The following is a 20,740-nucleotide window of genomic DNA, read 5'->3' as shown; positions in this document are numbered from 1 at the left end:
CCAGCCCCCTCCGCCGCCCGGACGGTCCGGTTCCGGCCCGGCCCGACGCCCGTACGGGATGGTCGCCCTGGCGGCTCCGGTAGCGGCCGTACGGTCCGTACGGCGGACCTCCCCGGCGGCCGACGGCCGCTGGTACGGGCCCCGGCCGCCCCTGCCGCCGCTGAGCATCGACGCGCTGCGGGGGCCGGCGGCGCCGCCTTGACGGGGGCGGCGTGGGAGGTCCGCGACAGGCGTGGGAGGTCCGCGACGGGGGCCGTCACATGGGTCTATAAGGGTCGCCGCCTGGCCCATAGGGGTCGCCGCTTGGGCCATAGAGGTCGTCACAAGAGGCCCGATCGCGGCCCGTACCGGACTTTCTTGGGGAATTCATTGCTCGACGGCCATGATCGGCGCTAGCTTCACTCGTCATGTACCCGTCCGTGCGCGGCATGTGCGCGTGCGGTACCCGGATGATGTGGAGAACCCATGGCTCATCTGCGATCCAGACGCCGGCGCGCCCTGCTGGCGGTGCCGGCCGGACTGGCGCTCGTCGCCTCCATCGGCCTGCTGCCCGGCGCGGCCTCGGCCACCCCGCAGGACGCGCTCCCGGCCAAGGCCCCTGCCGCCGCCGACGGACCACTGCTGTCATACGTGGTCAACACCACCGCCGACCACGCCACGGTGGCCAGGGTGAAGAAGGCGATCGGCCGGGCCGGCGGCAGCGTCGTGACCGCCTACGAGCAGATCGGCGTGATCGTCGCCCACTCGAAGAACCCCGCCTTCGCGAAGACCGTCCGTACTGTGCCGGGCGTGCAGACCGCCGGTGCCACCCGGACCGCGCCGATCGCGTCGGCGGCCACCACCGACGTCGGCAAGCCCGAGAAGATCAAGGTCCCCCAGGCCACCGCGCGGAGCGAGGCGCGCTCGCTGGCCACGGGCAAGGAGCCCCTGGAGGGGCTCCAGTGGGACATCGCCGCCATCAAGGCCGACAAGGCCGCTGAGGTCAACCCGGGGTCCCGGAAGGTGACGGTCGCCGTCATCGACACCGGCGTGGACGATACCCACCCCGACCTCAAGGCGAACTTCTCGCGGAGCCAGTCGGCGAGCTGCGTCACCGGCAAGGCCGACACCAGCCCGGGCTCCTGGCGGCCGTTCAACCCTGACGAGGACTACCACGGCACCCACGTGGCCGGCGAGATCGCCGCCCCGCGCAACGGCGTCGGCGTCACCGGCGTCGCGCCGAACGTGAAGGTCTCGTCCATCAAGGTCAGTCAGGCCGAGGGCAGCTTCTTCTACGCGGAGAGCGTGGTGTGCGCCTTCGTCTTCGCCGCCGAGCACCACGTCCAGGTGACGAACAACAGCTATTACGTCGACCCGTGGATGTTCAACTGCTCGGACGACCCCGACCAGAAGGCCATCGCCGACGCCGTGGGCCGGGCCTCGAAGTTCGCCACGCGCAAGGGCGCGGTCAACGTGGCCTCCGCGGGCAACTCCAACTTCGACCTGGCGGCCAAGGAGATCACCGACGCCTCCAGCCCCAATGACGGCACCCCGGCGTCCCGCAAGATAGACCCGGCGAAGTGCCTCGACGTGCCCACCCAGATCCCGGGCGTCGTCACGGTCTCCGCGACCGGCGTCAAGTCGCTGAAGTCGTACTACTCCAACTACGGCCTCAACCAGATCGACGTCGCGGGCCCCGGCGGCGACATCCGGCAGGTGCCGGAGCTGCCCGCCAAGGACGGCCGCATCCTGTCCACCCTGCCCGGCGGCGACTACGGCTACCTCCAGGGCACCTCGATGGCGGGCCCGCACGTCGCGGGCGTGGCGGCGCTCCTCAAGAGCGCGCACCCGGACGCCGGCCCGCAGGAGATCCAGTGGCTGCTGAAGGCCCAGGCGGACAACCCCGGTTGCCCGACCGCGCCGGCCGACGCGGCCTGCACCGGCACCAAGCACGTCAACAGCTTCTACGGCTTCGGGATCGTCAACGCCCTGAAGGCGGTGGAGGACTGACCTCCGCCGCGTGAGTGACTGAGTCGTGGGGCCGGGCGGTACACGCCCGGCCCCGCGTACGTGTTCGCCCGCTGCCCGTCTCCGGTGCCGCCCGCAGCAGCCCTTCCGTGAGCAGGTACTGCGCCGCCAGGTAAGTGACCATGACGCAGAGCTGCGGCGCGGGCGGCTGCGGCCAGTCGGCGATGCCGCTCGCGATGAGCGTGTCCGACAGCAGGAACAGCAGCCCGCCCGCGGCGGCCAGCACCCCGACGCGCGTCGCGCCGAGGGCCATGATGGTGAGCAGCAGCGCGTACCCGGCCATCGGCAGGCGCAGCCCGGATTCGAGGCCGGGCCACAGGAGGGCGACGGTGACGAGCCAGGCGACCCCGTAGGCGGCGCCGAGCCCGTACGCGCGCGGGCTGAATCCGTACGTACGTGGGCCGAGTCCGTACGCACGTGGGCCGGCGCCCTTCGCCCCGTGGCGGGTCGCCCCGTGGCGGGCAAAGAGGAACAGATAGCAGAGGTGCCCGGCGGCGAAAGACCCCATTCCGGCGAGGAAGGCGGCCTGATCGTCGAGTTGCAGCAGCGTGTCACCGCCGCAGCCGAACAGCAGCGCGGCGAGCAGCGGGCGGGGCGCGCCGCGGGACGCCGCGTGCAGGGCGAGCGCGGGCATCAGGGCGGGCTTGGTGAGGTGGTGCACGCCGTCGAGGTGGGCGGCGAGGGCGATGAGGTGGGCGGCGCAGAGGGCGGCGAAGAGGGCGCCGGTGGCGCGGACGGCCCACTGCCGACGGCTCATGCGACGCGTTGGGGGGAGGGGGCGGGGGGCTGCTGCGGCGCGGCCACTGCCCCGGTCGTCCGTACGGGCTGCCATCCCGGCCCCCGGAACACCCGCCCGGCCCGCTCGCGCCAGCTCGTGGCCGCCCGTACGTCGCGCGCGATGGCGGCGTACTCATGGGTGGCGACCCGCAGCGGGTTGAACGTGTGGATGTTCTTGGTGAGCCCGAACACCGGCCGCTCCGTCTCCGGCACGAAGGAGCCGAACATCCGGTCCCAGACGATGAGGATGCCGCCGAAGTTGCGGTCGAGGTAGCCGCCCTGCGAGGCGTGGTGCACCCGGTGGTGGGACGGGGTGTTCAGCACGTACTCGAACGGCCTCGGCAGCCTGCCGACCCGCTCCGTGTGCACCCAGAACTGGTAGACGAGGTTGGCCGACGAACAGAACGCGACCGCCGCCGGGTGCACGCCGAGCGCGATCATCGGCACGTAGAACGGCCACACGGTCAGCGTGGTCCACGGCTGCCGCAGCGCGGTCGTCAGGTTGAACTTCTCGCTGGAGTGGTGGACCACATGGCAGGCCCACAGAACGCGGATGACGTGGTGGCCCCGGTGCGACCAGTAGTAGAAGAAGTCCTGCGCGAGCAGCATCAGGGGCAGCGTCCACCACAGGACGGGGACGCGCAGCGGCGTGAGTTCGTAGACGGCCGTGTAGACCGCCACGATCGGGATCTTCCAGAGCGCGTCGAAGACGAGACTGCCGACGCCCATGCCGATACTCGTGGCGGCGTCCTTGGTCTCATAACCCGCGGCGCCGCTCTCCTCGGCGGGGTGCCATCGGTAGCTCACCATCTCCAGGACGGTGAGCAGGACGAAGGCGGGTACGGACCACATCACGACATCGGGGAGATGGGGCATGGCGGCACCATAGGCGGGCGAGCGGGGGCGACGCCAGGGGTTGTTACCGATCGGTATTGGTCGGGGTTACCGGGGGTTCGGGCTGTCGGGGCGGGGGTGGGCGCGGATACTGGCTCCCACGTTGCGCGCACGGGGAGGGACCGGGAGGGGGCAGCGGATGCAGGGAGCGGAGACGGTCGTCTTACGGCTGGCCGCTACGGTCGTGAGCGCGCTCGCCAAGTCGCTGATCGCCAAGAACCCGGGCGCGGGGCTCGTACGTAAGCCCGGAAGCCCGGCGCCGGTCGGCCGACGGCCCGATCAGTTGGGCGAGAAGGAGACGGCTCGGCTGGTGGAGGCGCTGTCACGACGGCTGACGGCGGCGGAGCCGTCCCTGCCGGAGCACGAACAGCGGGCGGCGGTCGACGCGGTGTGCGACGTCTTCGGCGGTACGGAAGCCATCAGCCAGGAGACGTTATTCACGGCGGACCTCGATCCGACGCGGCTGCGCTCCGTACTCCTGGAGCGCTCCCCCGGCCTGCCGGAGCGGGCCGGGCTCGGTGTGGCAGGGACGGCACTGTTCAGCGAACTACTGGACGCGGTCTGCGAACACCTCGTGGAGTACGTGACGTCGCTACGATCGTTCCCGGCGCGCACGGGCGTGGAGTTGGTGCGGCGGTCGGGCGAGACGGGGCGGGCGCTGGAGGACGTGCGGGAGAGGCTGGGGCCCGCATCCGAGGCGCAGTCCCTTGGATTCGAGGAGCGCTACGGGCAGTTCGTCGAGGCGACGCATGGCAAGCTTCAGCTCTTCGGGCTGACGCTTGGATGTACGGCGGCACGGGAGTGGCCGTTGAGCACCGCGTACATCACGCTGAGCGTGAGTACCGAGGCCGAGTGCTATCGAATCGAGCCGACCGCACTGCCCATGACCACGTCCGTCTCGGCCGAGCAAGCGCTGGCTGACTGTGACCGGGTACTGCTGCGCGGCCCGGCGGGCTCGGGCAAGAGCACGCTCCTGCAGTGGCTCGCCACCAACGCGGCGCGCCGGAGCTTCGGGCAGCCGCTCGACGACTGGAACAGCTACGTGCCGTTCATGTTGCGGCTGCGGTCCTTCGTGACGCGGGAGACACTGCCGCTACCGGGCGAGTTCCTAGCCGCTGCAGGCAATCCACTGACGGGGGCGGCGCCGGCCGGGTGGGTGGAGGCACTCCTCACCGAGGGGCGGGCGCTGGTCCTGGTCGACGGCGTGGACGAGATTCCGTCGGCGCTGCGGCAGCACACCAAGACATGGTTGCGGTCGCTCCTGGCCGCCTTCCCGAACGCCAGGTACATCGTCACCACGCGCCCCTCCGCCGTCCCTGAGGACTGGTTGCAGGGCCAGGGCTTCACCGCACACTCGTTGCTGCCGATGGGCCGCGAGGACATCAGGAAGTTCATCGCCCACTGGCACCACGCAGCCCGCGAGGAATGCGACGACGCTCCAGAGCGGCACAAACAGTTGGACGGCTTCGAACGCTCCCTTCAACAGGCCGTCACCACCCGTCGCGAGTTGGGGCGGCTCGCGACGAACCCGTTGATGTGCTCCCTCCTCTGCGCTCTGAACCGCGACCGCCGCATGCATCTGCCGCGCGCCCGCAAGGAGCTGTACGACGCCTCGCTGGACATGTTGCTCGTACGGCGGGACACGGAGCGGGAGATCTCCGGGGTGGAGGGCGTCGACCTCACTCGCGACGAGCAGATGCTGCTGCTCCAGCGTCTGGCGTACTGGCTGATCCGCAACGGCCAGGTGGAGGCAGCGTGCACGGAGGCGGTCGAGATGATCGACGGCTGGCTGGCCGCGATGCCGCAGGTACGCGCCCAGGGCGACGCGCGGGCCGTCTTCCGCCACCTCCTTATCCGCAGTGGCCTGCTCCGCGAGCTGGTCCCAGGTTCAGTGGGCTTCATCCATAGGACGTTTCAGGACTATTTGGGGGCGAAGGAAGCGGTCGAGGCACGGGACTTCGGGATGCTGGTCCGCAACGCGCATGACGACCAGTGGGACGACGTCGTACGGATGGCGGTGGGGCATGCGCGGGCGGAGGAGCGAGCGCGGCTGCTACGGCAGTTGCTGCGGCGGGCGGATCGGGTGAAGAGCCATCGGCAGCGGCTGACGCTGCTAGCGGCGGCCTGCCTGGAGCATGCGCCAGAGTTGGACCCAGCGCTTCGGGAGGCTGTTGAGGCACGCACAGCGGAGTTGCTACCGCCGCGCAACGATGATGATGCCGAGGGGTTGGCCAAGGTCGGTGAGTTGGTTCTTGAGTTGCTGCCAGGACCGGACGGGCTCGGCGAGCTTGCAGCGGCGGCGGTAGTACGGACGGCGGGACTCGTCAAGGGGGATGCCGCCTTCGCGCTGATATCCCGATTCCGAGACGACACACGCTCCCGTGTCGCACTTCAGGTTTCGCGGGCCTGGGGTTCTTTCGAAACGGAATCATATGCCCGGGAAATCCTGACCGCCAACTCGTGGGAAAAGGTTCAACTGCGAGTAGAAAACGCAGAGCAACTTGCCGCCTTACGCCACCTTCCGGCAGTCTGTCGCGTTTTTTTGAGTGGTCCGCACGCCGACCTCACACCGTTGCTCCATGCCAATAAAATGGAACGCCTTGCCATTTTCGACAACCACACCCTCAGCAATCTCTCCTCGTTCACCTTCGTCCCCAAAATGCGAGAGGTCTCACTCAGCCGTTGCCCTGAAGTAAGCGACCTGAGCCCGCTCGCCGGTCCGGGACTGAAGGTCCTCTCACTTTACGACGTTCATCCTGACGTCTCCATGGAGCCCCTGCGGGACATGCCTGATCTCCAGTCCCTCACAATCGACCACCCAGTGATCACCGACCGTGTGGGAGAACTACCAGTCGGCCCTCAGCTCAAGGGGCTTTCACTCCGTCACCGAATGCGCTACCTGAGCTTGGACGGGATTGAACGCTGGCCTGGCCTCGCCCGAATCAGGCTGGGCGGTTCGACGCAGTTGCAGCAGCTGTCCAGGACGACTTCCCTTCCCGAGCTGGCTCAGCTGTACCTCGAAGAGCTGCGTTCGCTCGACCTGGCTCTGGTAGGCCGAATCACGCAACTGCGGCAAATCATCTTATGGCGGTGCGACATTCCCAAAGGTCTCGGCCCGTTGCGTGACCTGCCGAACCTCACGTCCCTCTGGGTTTCGCATTGCGCACAGTCGGGAACTCCGATCGACCTGAGTCCATTGGCCGACCTGGAGAAGCTCTCCATCACGCTCGTCGCCGGAACCCCAGTAATCGGCGAAGACCGAATCCCACCCGAACGCCTCACCCGCCTGTCCTAGCCCCTCACCAAACCCGCAACGAAGCCCCCTTAGCAAACACCGGACTAGTAGCCCCCTCCGGCGCCTCCCCCAACGGCTCCCAAACCTCTGCGACCGTAGGCCCCACCCTCCCCGCAATAGCGCCCAACGCCCCTAGATCAAACCCGTAAACCCGAGCAGCATTCCCCCCGACCATCGCCGCCACCTCCGCCCTGTCCACCCCCGCATAAGCGGCCCGCAGCCCCTCCCGCGTATACGGATACGTCCCCTCGTCATGCGGGTAATCGCTCCCCCACATGATCTTCTCCAGGCCGATCCGATGGCGCAGCGGCACCTCATGGGGCCGCATGAAGCTCGCGCCGACGAAGCAGTTGTCGCGCCATACCTCGCTCGGGGGTACCCCCATCAATTCCCCCAGCCCCACCCCGAATTTCGCTTCTGCTGTAGCCGCCCGCGTCGAAGCCGCCATCAGCCGCCCGTGGTAGTAGTCCAGCATCTCCAGGACGCCCGGAATCCAGCCCGAGCCCTGTTCCGTAAGGACAAGCCGTAGCCCCGGGTGGCGGTGGAAGGCGCCGCCGAACACCAGATGCCATAGCGCCCGGTGCGAGAACCACGTCGTCTCGACCATGAAGACCGCGCGCGCCGCAGGTTCGTCACCCAGCGGCGGGGACGCCGAACCCGCGTGGTGATTCACCGGGACGTCGAGTTCCGCGCAGACCGCCCACAGCGGGTCGTACGTCCGGGAGTGCAGTTCCGGGAGACCCGAGCCCGGGGGCGTACCAGGGAGCAGGATGCCGCCCGTCAAGCCCACCGACTTGACCCAGCGGACCTCGCGCACGGCCTCCTCGACATCGTTCAGCAGGATCTGCGCCACCCCCGCGCGGCGGCCCGGGGCCGCCGCGCAGAAGTCGGCCAGCCAGCGGTTGTGCGCACGCAATCCCGCCCAGCGCTGGGCGAACTCCTCGGGTGTGGGAGCGGGGGCCATCAGCGCGGCGCTGGGGAAGAACGGCGGGATGGTGTTGGGGAAGACGACTTCCGCGACGATGCCGTCCGCCTCCAGTTCGGCGAGGCGCCGGTCCGAGTTCCAGTTGCGGTCGGCGGAGTCGGCGAGCAGGTCCTCGTACGGATTGACGTACGTGGCCGCCCAGGCGTCGAACGCCTCGTGGTGGGCCCGCTCCAGGTACGGGCGGTAGTCGAGGAGGTCCGCGCCGGCGTGGCAGTCGGCGGAGATGACCGTATAGCGATCAGCGGGGCCGCGCTCAGTCATCGCCCACCCCGATGTACGGGAAGTCGAACCCGGTCAGCCAGTGCCGGCCGGTCTCCCGCGACCGTCGCCAGGACGCCTCGACGGGCGCCTGGTTCGCGCTCTGGCCGAGTTCGGACGGGGTGGGGCCGATGCGCCGGGCGACGGGGGCCAGGGCCGCGACGTCGAAGTCGAAGACCTCCGCCGCCGACTGGCCGAGCATCCGGCGGGTCTCGCCGACGGGGATGTCGTGGAACGTGCCGCGCAGCCACTCCCTCGTACGCGGCCAGGTCCCCTCGGGGTGCGGGAAGTCGCTGCCCCACAGGATGTTGTCGACGCCGATCTCGTAGCGCTGGGCGAGTTCGCGCCGCTTGGTGTTGGTGGCGCAGATGAAGATGTTGCGGTCGAGGTACTCGTGCGGCGGGCGTTTGAGTTCGGCGAAGGGCGAGAGCTTCTTGCCGCCGTGCGAGCCGAGGTAGAGGCGGTCCATGAACCACAGCAGGTTGGGCAGCCACCAGCAGCCCGACTCGGCGACGCCGAAGCGCAGTCCGGGGTGGCGTTCGAAGACGCCGGACCAGAGCATGAACCACAGGGGCCGGGCTGGCCACCAGGTCACCTCGGAGACGTAGATGCCGAGGTGGTCGCCGTACTCGTGGCGGGGCGCGGCCCCCGAGTGGGTGATCACCGGCATCCGGGCCTCGGCGGCGGCCGCCCACACCGGGTCGTAACGGCGGTCGTGGTAGGGGGCCTTGTCCACCCACATCGCGGGGATCATCAGCGCGCCGAGCCCGGCGTCCTTGGCGCGGTGGATCTCGGCGACCGCCCGGTCCACGTCTCCGGTGATGGGCAGCAGAGCGACGCCGCAATGTCTCTTCGGGTCGTGCGCGCAGAAGTCGGCGAGCCAGCGGTTGTGGGCCTGGGCGCCCGCCATGCCGAGGTCCGGGTCCTGGTCGCCCGAGAGGCCGAGGCCGACGCCGAAGGGGGCCGCGGTGCGGCTGTCCACGGCGTCGGCGTCCGGGAAGACGACCTCGCCCGCCACCCCGTCGCCGTCGAGTTCCTTCGCCCGCTGGGCGGCGTCCCAGCCGCCGCGCAGCCCTTCCTCGTGCTCCTCGAACCACTTGGTGGCGAAGGTCTCGTTCCGGATGCCCAGGCGGGTCATCTCCTCGCGGCGGCTCTCGCGCTGCCCGAGGAAGTCGTCGAAATCCCGGTGGAACCTCGCGTCCAGATACGGCCGGTACTCCTCGGTGGGCAGTCCGGCGTGGCAGTCGGAGGAGATGATCAAGTACGGGTCCGTCATATCCGTCATCACTTGCTCCTCGGTCGGGTGGAATCGGGTGCTGTGCGGCGTTACCTGTACTTCGCGGACGCTGCCGCGTTCGCCGTACGGAGTACGGACTCAGACGCTCCCCTCCGGCGGCCCGTCCACGATCTGCCGGGCGTCGTCGTACCGCTGGTGGATGTACGGCAACAGGGCCTGCGCGCTGACCCGTTCGGCGACCCGGCCCCTCTGGTCCGTGGTCTTCTCGCCGATCGTGATCTCCACGAGCCTGCGCACCGGCAGGTCGGCGACCGGGTCGTACGCGGACTCGCGCAGCAGCACGTCGCCGCTCATCGCCTCCAGCTTGCGGACCTTCTCGGTGCGCGTGCAGTACACGAGCAGCGGGTCGGCGTCGAAGCCCGTGCCGTCCACGGCGGGCAGGAACTTGAAGTAGAAGTCCAGCTTCTCGGCCGGCGGCGGGAGCGGCAGCGCGCCGCCGACCGCGCCCCGCACCTCGACGAAGGCGATGCCGTGCCGCGCCAGGTACGCCCGTACGACGCCGCCCTCGCGTTCGATCACGACCTCGCCGAGCTTCTTCGGTTCGCCGAACACCTCGCGCCCGCCGATCAGCGCCCGTTCATGGGTCATCGGCATGACCAGCGGGTACCAGCCGTCGTGCCCGCCGTGGTGCGCCGCGACGGCCACCGAGCCGGCGCCCAGGGGGTAGCCGGGCAGGTCGACCTTGCTGACGGCGGCCCGTACGAGCGGGCGGCCGGCGGGTTTGAGCGGTGGCGGCAGGACCGCCGCCACCGCGTCCGGATCGCTCTCCCAGAGGGCGACCACGCCCGTGGACCAGATGTCGGGGAGCCGTGCGCTCCCCTCCCGCGCCGCCTTGACCTCGGCCTCGTCGCGCGCGCCGTACCGTACGCGTGCCATGTCCTACCGCCCTTCGACAGCGTGCTCGGCCTGTTGCGTGTAACACAGTTACAGGCGGGAGCGCGAAGGGTAAAGGGCCCCGCACACAGCGGAGTTGGGGGCAACATGCCAAAACCGGCGCTGACCCGCGAGGACGTGCTCGACGCCGCCGCACGACTCGTCGAGCGGCACGGCCCGCAGGCCCTGTCGATGCGCAGGCTGGCCGCCGAGCTCGATACCGCCGTCACCTCGATCTACTGGCATGTGGGCAATCGCGAGTCACTGCTCGACGCGCTCGTCGAGGCGACCGTGAGCGGGCTCGGGACCGTCCGGCCCTCCGGGCGCACCCCGCGGCAGCGCGTCGTCTCCGTCGCCCGCGCGCTCCGGCGCGATCTGCTGGAGCACCCGCAGCTGATCGCGGTGGTCCATGAACGCGGCCTGACGGAGCGGATGTTCGTCCCCGCCCAGCAGGCGCTGATCCGCGAGGTGCACGCCGCGGGGCTGCGCGGGGCGCGCGCCGCGGCGGCGGTGCGGGCCGTGCAGTTCCAGGTGGTCGGGTACGTCCTCGTGGAGCGCAACCGCGAACGCGCGCCCGCCCGGGGGCTCCGCGAGGCGGCCCGGTGGGACGCGCCCGCCGCCGACCACGATCCGCCGCTCGCGCGCGCCCTCGCCCGTCCGGTCGATTCCGAGCGGCTCTTCGTCACGTCCGTACGGGCTCTGGTCGACGGGCTCCTCCCGCGCTGACCACGCCCGCCGCCGTCCGGCCGGGCCGGTGCGGGTGCGCGCGGGAGGGCGGCCCGCAGTGCCCTGGCGGGCCGCGCTGTCAGCGGTGGCCCGTATCCTCTGGGACCATGCTCGAAGACCACACCGCAGCCGCACTGCCGACCCCGTGGCCGACCGCGTACCCCGAGGGCTACGCGGTCGTCGACGTGGAGACGACCGGCCTCGCCAGAGACGACCGGATAGTGTCGGCCGGCGTCTATCAGCTGGACGCGCGCGGCGAGGTGCAGGACCACTGGTACACGCTGGTCAACCCCGAGCGCGACCCCGGCCCGGTCTGGATCCACGGCCTCACCTCGGACATGCTGGCGGGCGCGCCGCTCTTCGGGGAGATCGCGGCCGCGCTGTCCGAGAAGCTCGACGGCCGGGTGCTCGTCGCGCACAACGCGGCCTTCGACTGGTCGATGCTGGCGCGTGAGTACGCCCGCGCGCGGGCCACCACCCCGGTGCGGCAGCGGCTGTGCACCATCGCGCTCTCCAAGGAGCTGCGGCTGCCGCTGCCCAACCACAAGCTGGAGTCCCTCGCCGCGCACTACGGCGTGGTCCAGCAGCGCGCGCACCACGCGCTGGACGACGCGCGGGTGCTGGCGGAGGCGTTCCGGCCGAGCCTGGCGCTGGCGGCGCGGGCTGGGCTGCGGCTGCCGCTGCTGGCGTGCCAGCCGCTCACGGAGTGGTCGGACGGGCCGTCGGCCTCCTCCCCCATCGGCTATCAGGGCGGGCGCTCCGGGCACGCCGCGGGCGGTTCGTACCGGCCGGGGACCTGGCGGGCCAGCCGTAAGCGGCCCGCCTGCCCGTATCCGAACCCGGGCCGGTACGTACCGGGCGGACAGCTCGTCCAGGGCATGCGGGTGGCGTTCTCGGGCGACACGTCCGTGGACCGCGAACTGCTGGAGGACCGGGGCATCGAGGCCGGGCTGCACATCGCCACCAGCGTCTCCCGGCTCACCAGCGTGCTGGTGACCAACGACCCCGGCTCCGTCACCTCCAAGACCGCGAAGGCCGCCACCTTCGGCACCCCCGTGATCGACGAGGCCGCCTTCATGCAGCTGCTCCAGCACGTGGTGCCCGCGCCTCCCGCGCCGTGAGGGCGGCGGCGGGCCCGGCGGGACCGCCGGGCCGGGCCCGCGGGACCCAATAGTCCGGGCCCGCGCCCCTGCGGGTACCGTCGAAGCCGTGTATCGCTTCCTGTTGTCCCGGCAGTGGGTGATCCTCACGCTGGTGGGGCTCGTCCTGATTCCGGTGATGATCAAACTGGGCTTCTGGCAGTTCCACCGCCATGAGCACAAAGTCGCGCAGAACCAGCTGATCGCGGACAGTCTGGACGCCGAACCCGTACCGGTCGGCAAGCTCACCGCGCCCGGCCGCACCGTCCCGCACGACGACATGTGGCGCCGGGTGACCGCGCAGGGAACGTACGACGCCAAGGACGAGGTGGTGGTCCGCCAGCGGACCTCGGCGGACGGCCAGAGCCAGGGCTATTACGTCCTCACCCCGCTGCTGCTCGACGACGGCCGGGCGGTCCTCGTCAACCGCGGCTGGATCCCCGCCGACGGGAACCTCACCGAGTTCCCGAAGGTCCCCGCGCCGCCCGCCGGGAAGGTCGCCGTCACCGGACGGCTCAAAGAGGACGAAACCAGCGGCTACAGCGGCATCAAGGACAAAAAGGGCCTGCCGCCCCGCCAGGTCATGCTGATCAACAGCGGCGAACAGGCGAAGAACGTGCACCGCCCGCTACTCGGCGGCTATATCGAGCTGATCTCCCCGCACGCCAAGGGGCAGCCCGAACTCGTCCCCGCCCCCGACCACAGCGAGATCGGCCCGCACATGGCCTACGCCGTGCAGTGGTGGCTGTTCTCCGGCGCCGTCCCCGTCGGGTGGGTCATCCTGGTCCGCAGGGAGCGCCGCGACCGCCTCGCCGACGCGGCCAAGAAGGCCAACGAGGCCGCCGCCGCCGAAGAGACCGCCCCAGGCGAGCCGAAGGGCCCGGAGATCGCCCGTACGGCCGCCGCGGCGGAGTAGCGCACCCGCCTACCGGGAAGGCGGCACGCGTGGCTCAACTCATCGAGGATTACGCGCTCATCGGCGATCTCCAGACCGCCGCCCTGGTCGGCAAGGACGGCTCCATCGACTGGCTCTGCCTGCCCCGGTTCGACTCGTCCGCCTGCTTCGCCGCGCTGCTGGGGGACGAGGACAACGGGCACTGGCGGCTCGCCCCGGCCGGCGCCGGGACCTGCACCCGCCGCGCCTACCTCGACGACTCCCTCGTCCTGGAGACGGTCTGGGAGACGGAGAGCGGCACCGTCAAGGTCACCGACTTCATGCCGCAGCGCGACGAGGCCCCCGATGTCATCCGGATCGTCGAGGGCGTCAGCGGCTCCGTCGACATGAGCGGCGTGCTGCGGCTGCGCTTCGACTACGGCCGCGTCGTCCCCTGGGTGCGCCGCTCCGGCGGCAGCCGGCGGGTGGCCGTCGCCGGCCCTGACTCCACCTGGCTGCGCAGCGAGCCGCCGGTGAAGACGTACGGCCATGACTTCTCCACGTGCTCCGACTTCACCGTCGCCGAAGGCGAACGGGTCGCCTTCGTCCTCACCTGGCACCCCTCGCACAAGCCGCGCCCGAAGGAGCTCGACCCGTACAAGGCCCTCGAATACAGCCTCGCGGACTGGCGCGCCTGGGCCCGCAAGTGCAGCCACCGGGGTCCGCACCGCGAGGCCGTCGTCCGCTCCCTCATCACCCTCAAGGCGCTCACCTACGCCCCCACCGGCGGCATCGTCGCCGCCCCCACCGCCTCCCTCCCCGAATCCATCGGCGGCGTGCGCAACTGGGACTACCGCTACTGCTGGCTGCGCGACTCCACGCTCACCCTCGGCGCGCTGCTCTCCGCCGGATACCAGCAGGAGGCCGCCGACTGGCGCGACTGGCTGCTGCGCGCCATCGCCGGTGACCCCGCCGACCTCCAGATCATGTACGGCATCGGGGGCGAGCGCCGGCTGCCGGAGAGCGAACTCCCCTGGCTCGCCGGATTCGAGGGCTCCGCGCCCGTACGCATCGGCAACGGCGCCGTCAGCCAGCTCCAGCTCGACGTGTACGGCGAGGTCATCGACTCGCTCCACCTCGCACGCTCCGCCGGGCTCAAGGACAAGCCGCACGCCTGGAACGTGCAGCGGCGCTTCATGGAGTTCCTGGAGTCCACGTGGCGGGAGCCCGACGAGGGGCTGTGGGAGGTCCGCGGGCCGCGCCGGCACTTCGTCCACTCCAAGGTGATGGCCTGGGTCGCCGCCGACCGCGCCGTGCGCACCCTGGAGGACGACCCCGGGCTTGAGGGCGACCTCGACCTGTGGCGGGCGATGCGCGACGAGGTGCACCGCGAGGTCTGCGAGAAGGGGTACGACCCCGAGCGCAACACCTTCACCCAGTCCTACGGCTCGGCCGAACTCGACGCCGCCACGCTCCTCATCCCCCGGGTGGGGTTCCTGCCCCCCGACGACCCGCGGGTGGTCGGCACCGTCGACGCGGTGGCGCGCGAGCTGCGCCACGACGGCCTCGTACGGCGCTACAGCACCGAAGGCGGCACGGTCGACGGCCTGCCCGGGTCCGAGGGCGCCTTCCTCGTCTGCTCGTTCTGGCTGGCCGACGCCCTGTGCCTGACCGGCCGGAAGAAGGAGGGCGAGGAGCTGTTCCAGCGGCTACTGGCGCTCCGCAACGACGTCGGGCTGCTCGCCGAGGAGTACGACCCCGTGGCGGGGCGGATGCTCGGCAACTTCCCGCAGGCGTTCAGCCACATCGGCCTGGTCGGCACCGCCCACACGCTCATGGACGGGGAACCGGCAGACTGACCCCATGGATCTTGGACTCAAAGACCGCGTGTACATCGTCACCGGAGCCACCCGCGGGCTGGGCTACGCCACCGCGCGCGAGCTCCTCGCCGACGGCGCGAAGGTGGTCATCACCGGCCGGGACGAGCGGACGGTGGCCGCCGCCGCGGAGCAGCTCGGTGACGGCTGCGCCGGAGTGCCCGCCGACAACGCGGACCCCGCCGCGGCCGACCGCCTCATCGCCGCCGCCCGCGACCGCTTCGGCCGCCTCGACGGCATCCTGATCAGCGTCGGCGGCCCGCCGCCGGGGTCGGCCGCCGACAACACCGACGAGCAGTGGCGCACGTCCTTCGAAGCCGTCTTCCTCGGCGCGGTCCGGCTCGCCCGCGCCGCGTCGGCGGCGCTCGACGCGGACGGCGTGATCGCCTTCGTCCTCTCCGCGTCCGTGCACGAGCCGATCGCCGGGCTCACGATCTCCAACGGGCTCCGGCCGGGGCTCGCCGGGTTCGCCAAGTCCCTGTCCGTGGAGCTCGGCCCCCGCGGCATCCGCGTACTCGGCCTGCTCCCCGGCCGCATCCTCACCGACCGCATCCGCGAACTCGACGCGCTCTCCGGCGACGCCGACGAGAACCGGGAGCGCCGCACCGCGGCGATCCCGCTGGGCCGCTACGGCACTCCGGCCGAGTTCGGCCGCACGGCGGCGTTCCTGCTCTCCCCCGCCGCCTCGTACGTCAACGGCGTGATGCTGCCGGTGGACGGGGGCGCCCGGCACGGCTTCTAGCTTTCTCGGGCCGCGCGTTCCGGCTCTCACGGGCCGCCGCGCCCGGCGGGGGCCGGGCCTGTCGCGGTGCGGCGGACGCCGGACGCCGGGCCCCTCCGGCGGGTGCTCAAGCGGTACGGGCGGCGCGCGGTATCGGGCCCGGCCCGGGCGGCGCGGCGGACTGTCCAGTACGGCGGGTGCTCAAGCGGTACGGGCCCGGGTCCGGGCGGCGCGGTCCCGGGCCGTCAGGTCACGCGGCGCGCGCGGTGCCGGACCGCTCTGAGGCGGACCTCGGCCGGCAGCCGGTCCAGGCCCGCCGAGACGCGGGCGTGCTCCAGGGCCTCGGTCCGCAGCCGGTCCAGCGCCACCGCCGGTTCCGCGTGCGCCTCCAGGACCAGGCCCACCCGGGCCCGCGGCGCCGTGCGCCGGCCGCGCAGCGCGACATGGGCCCGGTCGACGCCGTCCAGGTCCTCGGCCTCCGCCGCCAGAGCGTCCTCCAGCGCCCGGCCGCGCAGCCGCGCGCCTTCGCCGTCGCCACTGTCCACCAGCAGTTCGCGCAGGCGCCGCCGCCGCGTCTGTGCCAGCAGCCACCACAGACACAACAGCACCAGTACGGCCAGCACCGCGATGACCACCGGCCACCACCAGCCGTCGGCCCGCCACTTGGTGCGGTCCGCGTGGCTCAGCAGCACATCGCGGGGGCCGCTCCACGGCCAGGCCGAAGGCAGCGAGAAGCCCCACCGCCGCGGCAGATCCAGGCCGCCGAGCAGCACGGCGGCGCCCAGCGCCAGCAGCACCAGGCCCACGAGCCCGACCAATACCCGATTGACGGTCCTCAACACCGCGCGCTCACCTCTTCGCCGGTCGGCGTACGTGCACGGACAGGCCCGGCTGCCGCACCAGCCCCAACTGGCGGATGCCGTCGGCCAGTGCCGCGTCCAGATCGCCGCGCACTTCGTCCACGTCCCTGAAATGCGACTGCGCCCGCGCCTTGACCCGCCGCCGCCCGACGTCCACCCGCACCGACTGCACCCCGGCGACCTTCATCGCCCGGTCCCGCAGCACGAGGGAGGCCGCGGCGCGGTCCAGCCCGGCCCGTACGCCGCCGGTCCGCCGCATCGGCAGCGACCTGCGCAGGCCCGGCGTCAGGGCCAGCACCAGCAGCCACACGCCCAGCACCACGGCGATCGCGGCCCCGGCGATGACCCAGCCGTGTTCGAGGTGACGGGTCGCCAGCTGGTCGGCGAGCCACCGGCGCCACCGCATCGCGGGGCGGTCCGCCCGTACGGCCGCCACGTCATAGAGGAAGAGCCCGGCGGCGCCCAGCAGCACCAGCCCGACCAGCACGGCCGGCACCCGCCGCGTGGACCAGAACCGCCCGGCCCGGCCGCCGTCCGGACCGCCCGGCTCCGGAGCCGTGGCGCTCCCGGACCGCTCGGCCCCCGCCGCGTCCGACGCCTTCTCCAGCGTCGGCGAACTCCGCGTACCCGGTTCGCTGTCGCTCATCGCACCCTTCCCTGGCCCGCGCGCTGGAGTTGCGGCGAGTGCAGCCGCTCCACGGTGACCGCGACCTCGGGCACCTCCATGCCCGTCAACGTCCGTACCCGCTCGGCGACTCGGCGGCGCACCGCGCCGCACTGCGCGCCGATGTCGGACGGATAGCCGAGTTCGACGGAGACCCGCACCCGGGCCGACATCTCCCGTACGGCCACGGCCGCGTGCGGGACGTCCGCCGCGCCGTCCGCCGCCGGGCCGGTCAGCGCCTCGCGCGCCGCCTGCGAGGCGATCTTCGATACGACCCGGTCCGCGATGCGCGTCGCACCCCGCTCAGCCGGCTCCACCGTGCCCCCTCACCGCGTGTTCGCGCATCGCGTTTCCAGGGTGTTCGCGCACCGTCACCGCCGGCGTCCGTCACGCTCGCGCGTGCGGAAGAAGTCGCCCGGTTCCAGATCGCCGTCCAGGAACCGGCCGGCTACGAACCCGATGGCGCCCAGGGCCGCCACCAGCAGAAAGGCTCCGAACCCGCCGAAGTATCCGGCGAACCCCAGCGCCATGCCCACGATCAGACCGACCACGGCCATGCTCATCCTGTGCTCCTTCTACTGGAGCCTCGGCTCCGGCTCGTCCTCTTCTTCGTCCGGCAGTTTCACGTCGCTCACCGCGATATTGACCTCGACCACTTCGAGGCCGGTCATCCGCTCGACCCCGGAGACCACGTTCTCCCGCACGGACCGCGCCACATCCGCGATCGACACGCCGTACTCGACCACGATCTCCAGATCGAGCGCCGTCTGCACCTCGCCCACTTCGGCCTTCACGCCACGCGTGACGGACTTCCCGCTGCCGGGCACCCGGTCCCGGACCGCGCCGAAGGTCCGTGAGAGACCACTACCCATCGCGTGCACGCCGACCACATCCCGGGCCGCCAGCCCGGCGATCTTCTCCACGACGCCGTCGGCGATGGTGGTCCGGCCTCGGTCGCCCGGGGCGGAGCCGCGCTTGCCGCTCGACCCGAGCGTCTTCCTGCCCTCGCCGCCCGACTGCTCCTGGCCCGACGATCCGGACTGCTTGAACTGTGCCGTGTCACTCATCGCCGATCATCCCTTTCCGCGGGGAAGGAGCGGCCTGCCGCTCCTTTTGCCACCCTAAGTGCGATTCCGCCGTCCCGCTCCGGGGATACGTCAGCCGTGGCGCGTCACCCGCCGATCGGGTGGGCCGGTGCGGCAGGCTGGGCGTACGCACGACGAAGGGGCGACGGACTGTGGTCACGGACCGGTTGGCACAAGCGGTACGGCAGCAACTCCGCCTCGGCAGGGTGCTGCCGCTGGGCGGCCCCGCGGACGGTGCGTGGATCACGGAGCGCGCGGCGGGCGGTGTGCTGCGCCGGGCCGCCGACGCGCTGCCCGGCGTCCGCCTCGGCCCGCTGCGCATCGGGTCGGCCGACGCGCCGACCGACGCTCCACCGGCGGAGCGTGCGGCGGTGCCGCCCCCGCCGAGCGCCCTGCCGCCGGGGCCGCTGAGCGTCGAGGCGCGGTTCGCGGCCTCGGCCGATCAGCCGTTGCCCACTACGGCGGGGCTGCTGCGCGACACGCTGCGGGCGACGGCCGTCAATCGCCTCGGGCTGGCCGTGGACACGGTGGATCTGCACATCACGTCGCTGCTCGACGACGAGAGTGAGAGCGGGGACGGGGACAGGGACGAGCAGGGGGACGGGGGCGAGCAGGGGGACGGCGGCGGCGATGACGCGGCGGACGGCTCCGGCGGCCGGGACGGCTCGGCGTCAGCGGGCCCGTACTCCCCCGGCGACGCTCCCTCCGGCGCCCATACGGAGACCGGCGCCGTCGAGGCCGCGGCGCGGGGCGTCGCGGGCGTCACCCGACTGGCCCCGGCGCTCGGCGGCCCGGCGGCGCACGCCGTACGGATCGAGGACCGCGCGCCGCAGGACGGCGACGGGGAGGAGACGGCCGGGCGGCACGTGCAGGTCCAGCTCGCCGTCGGCGCGGACCACCGCGCCCTCGACGTGGCGCTGGCCGTCCGCGCCGCGGTGGCCGGGGCCGTGGCACCGAGCGCCGCCGGCCCGGTCACCGTCGCCGTGCTCGTGACGGCCGTGGACGGCGCCGAGGGCTGAGGCTCTGAGAGCCGGTGTTCACGCCCGGCGCCGGCGCGCGCTGATCCGGCCACGGACATGACTGTCCAGGCTCCGAGGCCCCGCGGGACCGGCGGGACCGGCGGGTTCAGTCCGAGAGGCCGGCCAGGTCGCGCAGTCGGCGGCCCTGGGCGGCGCGCTCCGCGGCGCGCTGCTCGTCGTACGTACGGCCGGCGGCGTCGCGCAGCAGGGCCTTGGTCTCGATGACGGCGTCGCGCGGGGCGGCGAGCAGCGCGGCGGCCAGGTCCGCCACGGCGGCGTCGAGGTCACCGGCGGGCACGACGAGGTTGGCGAGGCCGGTGCGTTCGGCCTCCTCGGCGTGGACGGACCGGCCCGTGGCGCAGATCTCCAGCGCGCGGGCGTAGCCGACCAGCGAGAGGAGCGGGGTGGTGCCGGTGAGGTCGGGCACCAGGCCCAGGCTCGTCTCCCGCATCGCGAACTGGACATCGTCCGCGCAGACGCGCAGGTCGCAGGCGAGGGCGAGCTGGAACCCGGCGCCGATCGCGTGCCCCTGGACGGCGGCGACGGAGACGATGTCGTTCCGCCGCCACCAGGTGAACGCCTCCTGGTACTCGGCGATGGCCGCGTCGAGGCCGCTCTCCGAGCCGCACGCCAAGTCGAGGAAGGACGGCTCGCCGTCGAAGCCCTCGGGGGTGAAAGCCTGCCGGTCGAGGCCCGCGGAGAAGGACTTGCCCTCTCCGCGCACCACGACGACGCGCACGGTGCCCGGCAGGAGTCGCCCGGCCTCGGCCAGCGCCCGCCACAGGGCGGGCGACTGGGCGTTGCGCTTGGCCGGGTTGGCCAGCGTCACCGTGGCCGTGGTCGCCGCTTCGTCGACGGCGAGCCGCACGCCGTCCTTGTCGAGCAGGGTCAAGGGGTGCCTCCGGAGTCAACCGCAGTTAAGTTGACTGAACAGTAACCACCCGGTCGGCCGAACGGCAGACCGGGTGGCACCACTGCATTCCGGAGCCGGCCTCGTCAGGCAGAGGCAGGTTTCTTGCCCCTCGTCGCCCCTCCGCGGCCACGCAGAGTTACGCCCGATTCGCTGAGCATCCGGTGGACGAACCCATAGGAACGGCCGGTTTCCTCGGCCAGCGCCCGAATGCTCGCACCGGAGTCGTACTTCTTCTTCAGGTCTGCCGCGAGCTTTTCGCGCGCGGCGCCGGTAACCCGGCTGCCCTTCTTCAGAGTCTCGGCCACCCGTGCCTCCTCGTGGGAAGTGCGCTCTGGACTCTCATGATCACCCCTCCACGCCATCCTGGCCACCCATTCGGCAAGGTAGGTGAGAGGGGTTTTCCCGGCATTGAGGGGCCGACAGCCCCCGGAACACGGGATTCCGAGGGGGTTCGGGCGTACGGCCGTCCGGGTTGC

At 71.8% G+C, this 20,740-nt stretch carries 20 protein-coding genes; 8 read left to right on the top strand and 12 right to left on the bottom strand.

Annotated elements, in window-relative coordinates; genetic code table 11:
* The first annotated feature begins 465 nt into the window (after window positions 1-465).
* Window positions 466-1,989 (top strand): S8 family peptidase, encoded by a 1,524-nt coding sequence (locus AC07AB_RS17330; RefSeq protein ID WP_478566994.1) that lies wholly within the window; start codon window positions 466-468, stop codon window positions 1,987-1,989.
* Here AC07AB_RS17330 and AC07AB_RS17325 read toward each other — a convergent pair.
* Entirely contained in the window at window positions 1,961-2,764 is an 804-nt protein-coding gene (locus AC07AB_RS17325) for a lysoplasmalogenase (protein ID WP_478566991.1), read from the bottom strand. The genes AC07AB_RS17330 and AC07AB_RS17325 overlap by 29 nt on opposite strands.
* Window positions 2,761-3,660 carry a sterol desaturase family protein gene (locus AC07AB_RS17320; RefSeq protein WP_478566988.1) on the bottom strand — a complete coding sequence of 300 codons (900 nt, stop codon included), beginning with the start codon at window positions 3,658-3,660 and terminating at the stop codon, window positions 2,761-2,763. The genes AC07AB_RS17325 and AC07AB_RS17320 overlap by 4 nt, the downstream gene beginning before the upstream one ends.
* A 157-nt stretch (window positions 3,661-3,817) precedes the next feature.
* On the opposite strand from AC07AB_RS17320, the gene AC07AB_RS17315 reads away from it, so the two are divergent.
* Complete coding sequence (locus AC07AB_RS17315) at window positions 3,818-6,973, top strand: NACHT domain-containing protein (protein WP_478566985.1); 3,156 nt, start codon at window positions 3,818-3,820, stop codon at window positions 6,971-6,973.
* 4 nt (window positions 6,974-6,977) lie between these two features.
* Here the strand turns inward: AC07AB_RS17315 and AC07AB_RS17310 are convergent, their stop codons facing one another.
* The 3 genes from AC07AB_RS17310 to AC07AB_RS17300 form a co-directional block, all read right to left on the bottom strand.
* Window positions 6,978-8,219, bottom strand: a complete 1,242-nt coding sequence (locus AC07AB_RS17310; protein WP_478566982.1) for an amidohydrolase family protein — start codon at window positions 8,217-8,219, stop codon at window positions 6,978-6,980.
* The gene (locus tag AC07AB_RS17305) at window positions 8,212-9,501 is read right to left on the bottom strand and encodes an amidohydrolase family protein (RefSeq protein WP_478566979.1); all 1,290 of its coding nucleotides are present in this window, start codon (window positions 9,499-9,501) and stop codon (window positions 8,212-8,214) included. The genes AC07AB_RS17310 and AC07AB_RS17305 overlap by 8 nt, the downstream gene beginning before the upstream one ends.
* Before the next feature lie 90 nt (window positions 9,502-9,591).
* On the bottom strand, window positions 9,592-10,389 hold the full coding sequence (locus AC07AB_RS17300; RefSeq protein ID WP_478566976.1) for an acetoacetate decarboxylase family protein: 798 nt from the start codon (window positions 10,387-10,389) through the stop codon (window positions 9,592-9,594).
* 105 nt (window positions 10,390-10,494) lie between these two features.
* Between AC07AB_RS17300 and AC07AB_RS17295 the strand changes: the two genes are divergently transcribed.
* The 5 genes from AC07AB_RS17295 to AC07AB_RS17275 all read left to right on the top strand — a co-directional run bounded on the left by AC07AB_RS17295 (window position 10,495) and on the right by AC07AB_RS17275 (window position 15,744).
* A complete protein-coding gene (locus tag AC07AB_RS17295; RefSeq protein WP_478566973.1) occupies window positions 10,495-11,112 on the top strand; it encodes a TetR/AcrR family transcriptional regulator in 618 nt (205 codons plus the stop codon).
* Between the two features lie 107 nt (window positions 11,113-11,219).
* Window positions 11,220-12,233 (top strand): DEDDh family exonuclease, encoded by a 1,014-nt coding sequence (locus tag AC07AB_RS17290; RefSeq protein ID WP_478566970.1) that lies wholly within the window; start codon window positions 11,220-11,222, stop codon window positions 12,231-12,233.
* 88 nt (window positions 12,234-12,321) lie between these two features.
* On the top strand, window positions 12,322-13,167 hold the full coding sequence (locus AC07AB_RS17285) for an SURF1 family cytochrome oxidase biogenesis protein (protein WP_478566967.1): 846 nt from the start codon (window positions 12,322-12,324) through the stop codon (window positions 13,165-13,167).
* Window positions 13,168-13,196: 29 nt separating this feature from the next.
* The gene (locus tag AC07AB_RS17280; RefSeq protein ID WP_478566964.1) at window positions 13,197-14,984 is read left to right on the top strand and encodes a glycoside hydrolase family 15 protein; all 1,788 of its coding nucleotides are present in this window, start codon (window positions 13,197-13,199) and stop codon (window positions 14,982-14,984) included.
* A 4-nt stretch (window positions 14,985-14,988) separates the two neighbouring features.
* A complete protein-coding gene (locus AC07AB_RS17275; protein WP_478566961.1) occupies window positions 14,989-15,744 on the top strand; it encodes an SDR family oxidoreductase in 756 nt (251 codons plus the stop codon).
* Window positions 15,745-15,968: 224 nt separating this feature from the next.
* On the opposite strand, the gene amaP is transcribed toward AC07AB_RS17275, so the two are convergent.
* Genes amaP through AC07AB_RS17250 form a run of 5 tightly spaced genes read right to left on the bottom strand, consistent with a single transcriptional unit; the run spans window position 15,969 to window position 18,314 of the window.
* Window positions 15,969-16,565: an alkaline shock response membrane anchor protein AmaP gene (gene amaP, locus AC07AB_RS17270; protein WP_478566958.1), complete on the bottom strand. Its 597-nt coding sequence runs from the start codon at window positions 16,563-16,565 to the stop codon at window positions 15,969-15,971.
* 7 nt (window positions 16,566-16,572) lie between these two features.
* Entirely contained in the window at window positions 16,573-17,229 is a 657-nt protein-coding gene (locus AC07AB_RS17265) for a DUF6286 domain-containing protein (RefSeq protein WP_478566955.1), read from the bottom strand.
* Window positions 17,226-17,564, bottom strand: coding sequence for an Asp23/Gls24 family envelope stress response protein (locus AC07AB_RS17260; protein ID WP_478566952.1), 339 nt, complete (start codon window positions 17,562-17,564; stop codon window positions 17,226-17,228). Before AC07AB_RS17260 ends, AC07AB_RS17265 begins: the two co-directional genes overlap by 4 nt.
* 54 nt (window positions 17,565-17,618) lie before the next feature.
* A complete protein-coding gene (locus AC07AB_RS17255) occupies window positions 17,619-17,810 on the bottom strand; it encodes a hypothetical protein (RefSeq protein WP_030889278.1) in 192 nt (63 codons plus the stop codon).
* Between the two features lie 12 nt (window positions 17,811-17,822).
* Window positions 17,823-18,314, bottom strand: a complete 492-nt coding sequence (locus AC07AB_RS17250) for an Asp23/Gls24 family envelope stress response protein (protein ID WP_478566950.1) — start codon at window positions 18,312-18,314, stop codon at window positions 17,823-17,825.
* A gap of 170 nt (window positions 18,315-18,484) precedes the next feature.
* Between AC07AB_RS17250 and AC07AB_RS17245 the strand changes: the two genes are divergently transcribed.
* Window positions 18,485-19,351 (top strand): hypothetical protein, encoded by an 867-nt coding sequence (locus tag AC07AB_RS17245; RefSeq protein WP_478566947.1) that lies wholly within the window; start codon window positions 18,485-18,487, stop codon window positions 19,349-19,351.
* A 106-nt stretch (window positions 19,352-19,457) separates the two neighbouring features.
* Here the strand turns inward: AC07AB_RS17245 and AC07AB_RS17240 are convergent, their stop codons facing one another.
* Both AC07AB_RS17240 and AC07AB_RS17235 read right to left on the bottom strand, forming a co-directional pair.
* The gene (locus tag AC07AB_RS17240) at window positions 19,458-20,243 is read right to left on the bottom strand and encodes an enoyl-CoA hydratase/isomerase family protein (RefSeq protein WP_478566944.1); all 786 of its coding nucleotides are present in this window, start codon (window positions 20,241-20,243) and stop codon (window positions 19,458-19,460) included.
* Between the two features lie 104 nt (window positions 20,244-20,347).
* Window positions 20,348-20,569 (bottom strand): helix-turn-helix domain-containing protein, encoded by a 222-nt coding sequence (locus tag AC07AB_RS17235; RefSeq protein WP_030889289.1) that lies wholly within the window; start codon window positions 20,567-20,569, stop codon window positions 20,348-20,350.
* Window positions 20,570-20,740 lie beyond the last annotated feature (171 nt).

This window comes from Streptomyces sp. NPDC044033 (assembly GCF_056434425.1).
Note: the sequence above shows the minus strand (reverse complement) of the source record. Positions and strands in the feature narration are given on the sequence as shown.